Here is an 8,183-nt window from a genome sequence, read left to right as displayed (position 1 = left end):
GACCAATCAAAAGCAGCTTTGAAGTTATCAATTAGGAATTGGTTATTAATTAATCCAATAATACCTGCACCTAAAACAAAAATAAATGTAGGAATGAATACAGATTTTTTAATTTGACTTTTCACTATTTAACATCCTTATAAAAATCATGAACGTAAGAAATTAACTCTTCATTATCTCTTCTACTAGGGTGAGACTCTCTCCAGCTTTTAATTGAACTAGAGAGTTTAATAGCTGCTTGCTCTTCTTTTTCACTAAAAGAACTATCTTTGCTCCATACGAGTTTTCCATCAACAACTGTAGCCAAAACATAATCTCTTGTTGCTTTCTGAACTAACAAACGTAATGGGTCAACATAACTATCAGCATATGGTTTATAAAGTTTTGCTGAATCTATTAAAACTAAATCAGCTTTAGCCCCTTCTTTTATCACACCCTCAGATAAGCGTGCATTGTCAATACTTGCGCCACCTACAGTTGCCATCTCTAATACCTTCATGTAGTCTACTTCACCATCTACACCTGATTTAGAGTTATTAAGCCATGCTGTACGAATTTCTCTGAGATAATCTTGGTCATCATCATATGCGCAACCATCAAGGCCAATACCACAAGAAACACCTAGTTTATGAGCAGTATGTATATCAAATGAACCACTTCTCAATCTAAGATTCGATGAAGGATTATTAACTAATTTAGCCCCACTTTGACGAACTAGATTAAAATCCTCTTCATCTAAGTAAACACTATGAGCAAATGATACCCATGGTCCTAAGAAACCAATATCATTATAATGTTTAATGAAATTCTTATTCCAAGTACGCATTGCATACTCTCTTTGGTATTTTGTTTCCAATAAGTGTAAATGGATATACATATTATGCGATAAGGCATAATCCTTCATTGCTAATAAAGCTTCATCACTGCACCACTGACCACCATTTGGATGTAGTTGAATTTCTGTCCATCCTGAAGCAATTTCATCTTTCAAACAATAAGAAATGTCTTCTACTAACTTAAAATATTCCTCTATAGACATAATCTTATCTTTAATACCAGCTCTAAAAGGATCACCAATTTCTTTAGGTAAACTATCTAAGAATTGTTCACGGTTATAATAGATTCTTTTATTCTGATCCAAATATAAAGGACATAAAATACTTCTTACTCCAGCATCCATATAGCCATGAGCAGTATCAACCATTTCTTGTTTAATATTTGCAAAGCTATTTGGATTATGACTATGAAGAACAGTTCCAACTCCTGTAGAAACTAAACGTAATCCATCGTAATAACATGCTTCATAGTGAGGAATACATGGTAATTTATTCAAATCTTGAAGCCACATTTCTAAAGCTCTATCATATGCATCAAAAGCAACAGGAGAAACTCCTCTACCATGATCATGCGCATCAGTAAAAGCTGGAAGCAATAATACTTCCTCACCACCTAAAACAGGTAAATCTTTGTACTTACTAATAATCTCACTGGAAGGTCCAATTTCAGCAATTTTCCCTTTTGAAATATATACAGCAACATCTTTCACGACATTCTTAGAAAGGCCATCCCAATAAAACCCTGAATTAATAATATAATTTTGCATTTTCACCTCACAAAAAATAGACGACCCCTAGGAGTTACTAAGGATCGCCTTTGATCTTTTATTTTGCTGTATTTTCAGCAGGTTTCTTATAGTTAAAATATAGACAAGCTTCAGTACCACCATCAACTACAATAGGCTGACCTGTAATAGCACGTGCCTCATCACTTGCAAGCCACATAGCAGTTAAAGCAATATCTTCACCCTTGATCTTATATAACGATGGTTGATATTTATCAAGGAATCTCTCACGAGCTTCGCCTTCAAATCCTTTATTTAGAGGAGTATCAACAAAACCAGGACAAATGGCGTTACATCGGATATTGCTTCTAGCAAAATCAACAGCAATAGATCTTGTTAAACTTAATGCAGCTGCTTTTGCTGCAGAATATCCAATTTTGTTTGGGGTTGGGCGTAAACCATATGTACCAACAGTATTTAAAATAACACCTCCTCCTTGTTTTTCCATGTAAGGAATAACAATTTGACAAGCAATAAATACTGCTTCCATATCAATTTTCATTACTCTTCTAAACTCTTCTAAAGAAGTAGTAACAGCTGTACCAACAGGACTAATACCAGCATTATTATATAACACATCAATAGAACCAAATGTCGCTACAATATCTTTAAAGATTTCTGCCATTTTAACTTCATTTGTGATATCAGCTACATAAGCTTTTGCAACACCACCCTTAGCATTAATCTCATTTACAGTTTCTTCTGCGCCCTTTGCATTAACATCAATAACACAGACCTTTGCACCTTCATTAGCAAACATTACACATGTTGTTTTGCCCATTCCTGAGCCGCCACCTGTGATGGCTACTACTTTATTTGTAAAACGTGCCATAAGTTACTCCTTTTAATCACATTACAGGGAAAAGTGTCATAGCAATTCCAACACCAAATACAAATCTAAATGCTGCTGAAATCATACCAACCTTGAAAATTGTCTTTTGTGAATAACCACCAGTCTGCATTGCCATTGGGATAACAGGATTAGGAAGTGGTGTAATGAGAGAAGACATTGATGCAAGTGAACAAAGAATTACACATCCTCTTGGATCCATTCCCATACTGCTTAATGAAAGAACAATAATTGGGATTAATACAGTTGTTACTGCTTTATTGTACAAAAGAGATGTCATGATGAAAGATGCTAAGAAAATAACAGCACCAATAACATAACTATTTGTAACATTACCAAGAATTAGTTTAATGAATTCACCAAGATATTCTGCTGCACCAGTTGTACTTAATGCAGATCCAAGTACTGTTACACCTGCATATAAAAGTACCATTGGCATATTCATAGCTGTTATTGATTCTTTCTCTGTTAAAACACCTGAGATAACAATTACTACAGCACCAGCAAGAGTAACAGCCCATGATGGTAAACCACACATAAGACCAATTACAACAGCAATGAAAACCCCATATCCTAAGAATTCTCTTACAGGAGAAAGTGGTTCTAACTTCTGAAGTTGTCCAGCTTCTTCGAGAGTTGTAACTGGGAACTCAGGCTTGTCTGGTAAAAATCTTGGAATAATAAAAATAGCAACTAAGAATGTGATAATACCTGTTGGGAGGAATACAAGTGTTTCAGACCACATACTTAGTGCATTCTGGGTCCATCCATATGATTCAAGATAACCATTTTGAGTTACGAACCAAGCAGCATAAGGACCAATTGGCTCAATAATAAATGAACAGGAAACAGTTACAATAGCAATTGGATAAAGCATTTTTGTAGGACTAATGTTCATCTTCTTACACATATTTTGAACAAGTGGACATACCATAGCAAATAATGCTGCTAAAGATGGAACAAACTGTCCAAGAATCATTGTAACTAATGCATATGACGCAAGAATCTTTGTAAATGAACCGTCATTTACTTTGTAAAGAAGGTTTGAAAGATGGTTTACCATCTGTGTTCTTGCCAAACCTGCAGCAACGATGAACATAGAAGCCATTGTAACAACGTTGTTATTACCAAATCCTGCAAAAACAGTATTTTTATCGACACAACCTGTTACAAATAAAGCAACAATAACACCCATACAAGTATAAGCCATTGGAATCTTCTTGATGAAAAATAAGATAATCATTGCAAGGAAGATTAATAGACAAATCGCCATTGTACTCATTTTCTCATATCTCCTACATTTTTTATTATTTTGGGCTCATAATATAGAAACCAAGAATTCTATGTAAAATACTATTTTTGACTGATAATTATTCCTTTTTTACATATCAAGTTAAGAATCAAAAAAATTGGATTTTAAATATTTTTTTGTTTTAAAAGGATTTACATTATAGATAAAAGTATATTATTATCTATAAAAAATTATCGTATTAAAACAAAAATTTTTTAGGAGAGAAAATGAATATTGACTATGATTACTATAGAAGATTTTATTATGTAGCCAAATATCGCAATTTATCTTTAGTTGCAAAGCTCCTAAATACAAACCAACCTAACCTTTCAAAACTAATGAATAAATTAGAAGAACAGATGGGTTGTAAATTAATGATTAGAACAAACAAAGGTATTAAACTTACAGAAGAAGGTGAAAGGTTATACAATCATGTAGCTATTGCATACAATGAATTAAGAGCTGCAGAAGCAGAACTTTCTTCGGAAAATGATATGTCATCAGGAATGGTTTGTATTGGTTCAACCTATACGGCTTTAGACTATGTACTTTCAAATGTAATAAAAAAATTTAATACATCATATCCTAATATCAAAATATCTATTTCTGATAACACGAGTGAAAAAACAGTCGATATTTTAAAACAAGGTTTGATAGATTTTGCTATTGTAGATTCACCAATAAAAGAAAATACTCGATTTAGACAAACTTTAGTTAAACAATATAAAGAAATACTTGTTACCTCTAATACAGGAAAATTCGCTGAATTAAAATCGATAAAAATAAAGAAACTCTTTTCTTTACCAATCATTGGTTTTTCTGACTATTTTGGTAACGCTGATTATCATCGACAATTTTTTAGTGAAAAAGGATTAGAATGGGAACCAGTTATTGGTGTTTCAAGTTATCCACAAATAATTTCAATTTTGTTAAAAAATACAGGTGTTGCCTTTCTACCAATTGAAATAGCAGAGCCATACATAAAGCAAGGCTTACTAAATGAAATTAAAATAGATAAATTTGATTTACCAAAAAGAGAAATCATATTAATTGAAGATATTGAACAACATAGTAGTATTGCAGCAAGAAAGTTTATTACAATGCTAAAAGGATAAAATTATAGGGTAAATAACTCGGGCTTATCTGATAATCAGGAGGCATTTGGAACATCAGGAGGAAGAGGTAGAAGAGAAATAATCATTAATAATTTACTTAATGCTCTTTCAACCTGATCTTGCATCGTATCTGTTTCAGCACTATTTCCTTCCAAGCCTTCAAGATGAAGTCCAAAGAGATCCATAATAGGTGGATTTTCTGGCATTTCATCCTCTGTTAATAACTCTGGCATTAAGGATAAATCCTTTAATTTTGAACATCTTCTAAATTCAAGGCCTCTTTTTGTACGAGTTACAGAAGCACCAAAAAGACGACAAAGAAGAGGTCTAACTTTGTAAATAGAACACTTCCCCCCTTCCCTAGTCATATCAGCAAAAGGACAACCTACATTTCCTTTTGTGAATTTCATTAATGCACTAACATCTCTATCTTGAACAAAGTATGTATAAGCCGCAATTATTAAGGCTTCAGATGATGTAACTGGTGGGGTAAACCCTTTACAGCACTCACCACAGTCATGAGGACAAGAGATATGTGCTTTAGTAGTAAAGTCATCAAAAGCATGTTCAATGGAATCATAATAGGAAGCGATTGCTTCAAGTTGATTACCTAGACTTGTATCCTCTAATCTTGTGATAAGTTCATCTAATTCTTTCATGAAAAAAATTTTATACTACAAGAAAAAAATCTTAATCAAGTAGTTTAAAAAAAAATTTTAATTTTTTAATTGTTGCTATCATAACAAGATAAGGTTACTACTTTAAGATTTTTTTATAATATAAAAATTTACTTAAAAACGAAAGAACCACCTATAAAACATAGGTGGCTATCAAAGTTATTTATTTAATTAATCGTTATATCCGTTTGGGTTCATACTCTGCCATTTCCATGAAGAAGCACACATTTCCTCAATACCACGTTCAGCAACCCAACCAAGTTCTTCTTTTGCCTTTGTGGCATCGCAGTAACATGTAGCAATATCACCTGGACGACGAGGTTTAATTTGATATTTTAAGCTCTTTCCACAAGCCTTTTCATAAGCATGTAATACATCTAATACAGAATAACCATGACCTGTACCTAAGTTATAAATGCTAACACCAGTATTTGACTCAAAACGCTTTAAAGCCTTTACGTGTCCTACAGCAAGATCTACAACATGAATATAGTCTCTAACGCCTGTACCATCGTGTGTTGGATAGTCATCACCAAATACCCCAAGAGCTTCAAGCTTACCAATTGCAACTTGAGCAATATAAGGAACCAAGTTATTTGGGATACCCTTTGGATCTTCACCAATTAAACCACTTGCATGAGCACCAATTGGGTTAAAGTATCTAAGAAGGACTACATTCCACTCAGGATCTGCAGTATGTAAATCTGTTAATACCTGCTCAAGCATACTCTTTGTCTGACCATACGGGTTAGTAATCTTACCCTTTGGGCAATCCTCTGTAATTGGAACAAAAGCAGGGTCTCCATATACTGTTGCTGAAGAAGAGAAGATAATGTTCTTTACACCAAACTCTCTCATAACAAAACAAAGATTTAAAGTACCAGTAATATTATTATGGTAGTACTCTAATGGCTTATGAACTGACTCACCTACAGCCTTTAAGCCAGCAAAGTTAATTACGCTTTCAATTTTCTCCTTTTTGAAAACTTCTTCAAGTGCACATTTATCAAGTAAATCAACTTCGTAAAACTTAACACTTTTACCTGTAATTTGCTCAACACGCTCTAATGCCTTAGCACTTGAATTAACAAGGTTATCAACAACGACAACATCATATCCGGCATTAAGCAATTCAACACAAGTGTGTGAACCGATATATCCTGCTCCACCTGCAACTAAAATGGCCATAAAAATTTCTCCTTACCTTAAGGCTACCACAAAAGAATTATAAATAATAGTTACTTTTTTATCTTATATCTTACACGTTTTGAGAAATCAACTTCTTTATATGGGATTTTTCCATTTTCATCAAAGCACTTATTTTGGCAAATTCTACATTGGTGCTTATTACAGTAACGAACAATACCATTTTTCTTTTCACTCTTTTTGTAAAGCGCAATTCCCTGAGGACAGAATACCTTATTAATAGACATACATCTTATAAAGGAATCTGTGAGCTTAGATAGTTCTGAAAAACATTCAGGGTCTAAAGAGTCGATATCAACTAAAGATAAAAATGATTTTGCATCGTTTGATTTTACATATATAGTAATATCTTCTGTACTATCAAATGTATAATCTAAAAAGTTATCTTCATTAAAGATAATTGCGTTATTACTTATACTATCAATATTCTCAAACTCGCTGATAAATACAGGTTTTATCACTAATTTCCCCCTCCACTACATACTTATTTATAAACAAGGATGTAAAAAAAAGGAAGGGAAAATTATCTTAAAACAAGAAAAATGGACCTTTAAAATCCATTTTTCTCACTTAATTTAGAAATATAAATTAAAAGCTCTCTTTACAGCCTCATCCCAAAAGGCCCAATCATGAATACCACTCCAGTGTTCATATTTGTAATCAAGGTCTTTTTCTTCAAGTGCCGCATTAAGCTTCTCACTATGAGAGAAAATAAAATCCTCTTCCCCACAAGCTAAGTAAATAAAAGGAGCATTCTTTACCTTCTTTACTAAGCTAAAGATACTATCTTTACTTTGAAGCTTTTCTCCAAAGATAGCCTTCATCTCCTTTTTATTCATCTTCACATTATCAATCATCAATGATTCGATATCACAAGCAGGAGAGAAAGCTGCACAACCTGCAAACTTCTTTGGATAAGTTAAAGCACACTTTAGTGCACCATAACCACCCATAGAAAGGCCCATTACATAGCTTTTATTAGCAGCTGTTGGTGTATTAAAGAAATGGTGACAAATTTCTCTTAACTCAACTGAAACAAATTTAAAGTAATCTAAACCTAAAGACATATCGGTGTAAAAGCTTCTTTGAACCTCTGGCATTACAACAGTAACCCCATGCTCAATTGCATAACGTTCTACATTTGACCATCTAGACCATGCAGTTGCGTTATCTGAAAGGCCATGTAAAAGGTATACAACAGGAGCCTCACTTACCTTCTTTTCATCTGGCAAGAAAATAATCATTGATGTCCTCATATCAAGAACTAACGACTTAAAATCACATCTAATGTATGCCATAAAGTACCTCCAACTTAGAATAATCCTGTAATAACACCACTATCTGTAATATCCATATTATTAGCAGCAGGTACCTTTGCAAGACCAGGCATCGTCATAATATCACCTGCATATGCAACAATAAA

Annotated in this window: 9 protein-coding genes; 1 reads left to right on the top strand and 8 read right to left on the bottom strand. The window is 33.3% G+C overall.

Features of this window, described 5'->3' with window-relative positions; all coding sequences use genetic code 11:
* Window positions 1-124: 124 nt before the first annotated feature.
* The 3 genes from SOY52_RS08990 to SOY52_RS08980 are packed head-to-tail and all read right to left on the bottom strand — an operon-like array spanning window position 125 to window position 3,753.
* On the bottom strand, window positions 125-1,603 hold the full coding sequence (locus tag SOY52_RS08990) for an amidohydrolase family protein (protein WP_320848620.1): 1,479 nt from the start codon (window positions 1,601-1,603) through the stop codon (window positions 125-127).
* A 58-nt stretch (window positions 1,604-1,661) separates the two neighbouring features.
* Entirely contained in the window at window positions 1,662-2,453 is a 792-nt protein-coding gene (locus SOY52_RS08985; protein WP_320848619.1) for an SDR family oxidoreductase, read from the bottom strand.
* A gap of 16 nt (window positions 2,454-2,469) precedes the next feature.
* Window positions 2,470-3,753: an SLC13 family permease gene (locus SOY52_RS08980; RefSeq protein WP_320848618.1), complete on the bottom strand. Its 1,284-nt coding sequence runs from the start codon at window positions 3,751-3,753 to the stop codon at window positions 2,470-2,472.
* A 236-nt stretch (window positions 3,754-3,989) separates the two neighbouring features.
* On the opposite strand from SOY52_RS08980, the gene SOY52_RS08975 reads away from it, so the two are divergent.
* Entirely contained in the window at window positions 3,990-4,877 is an 888-nt protein-coding gene (locus SOY52_RS08975) for a LysR family transcriptional regulator (protein WP_320848617.1), read from the top strand.
* Window positions 4,878-4,912: 35 nt separating this feature from the next.
* On the opposite strand, the gene SOY52_RS08970 is transcribed toward SOY52_RS08975, so the two are convergent.
* From SOY52_RS08970 to SOY52_RS08950, 5 genes are all read right to left on the bottom strand, one after another.
* Window positions 4,913-5,536: a YkgJ family cysteine cluster protein gene (locus tag SOY52_RS08970; RefSeq protein ID WP_320848616.1), complete on the bottom strand. Its 624-nt coding sequence runs from the start codon at window positions 5,534-5,536 to the stop codon at window positions 4,913-4,915.
* Between the two features lie 189 nt (window positions 5,537-5,725).
* Complete coding sequence (gene galE, locus SOY52_RS08965) at window positions 5,726-6,742, bottom strand: UDP-glucose 4-epimerase GalE (RefSeq protein WP_320848615.1); 1,017 nt, start codon at window positions 6,740-6,742, stop codon at window positions 5,726-5,728.
* A gap of 50 nt (window positions 6,743-6,792) precedes the next feature.
* Window positions 6,793-7,221 (bottom strand): hypothetical protein, encoded by a 429-nt coding sequence (locus tag SOY52_RS08960; RefSeq protein WP_320848614.1) that lies wholly within the window; start codon window positions 7,219-7,221, stop codon window positions 6,793-6,795.
* 114 nt (window positions 7,222-7,335) lie between these two features.
* A complete protein-coding gene (locus SOY52_RS08955) occupies window positions 7,336-8,058 on the bottom strand; it encodes an alpha/beta hydrolase family protein (protein WP_320848613.1) in 723 nt (240 codons plus the stop codon).
* Between the two features lie 14 nt (window positions 8,059-8,072).
* Complete coding sequence (locus tag SOY52_RS08950) at window positions 8,073-8,180, bottom strand: formate--tetrahydrofolate ligase (RefSeq protein ID WP_320848621.1); 108 nt, start codon at window positions 8,178-8,180, stop codon at window positions 8,073-8,075.
* Between the last annotated feature and the right edge of the window lie 3 nt (window positions 8,181-8,183).

The sequence above is a fragment of the Bullifex sp. genome (assembly GCF_034103065.1).
GTDB lineage: Bacteria > Spirochaetota > Spirochaetia > Sphaerochaetales > Sphaerochaetaceae > Bullifex.
Note: the sequence above shows the minus strand (reverse complement) of the source record. Positions and strands in the feature narration are given on the sequence as shown.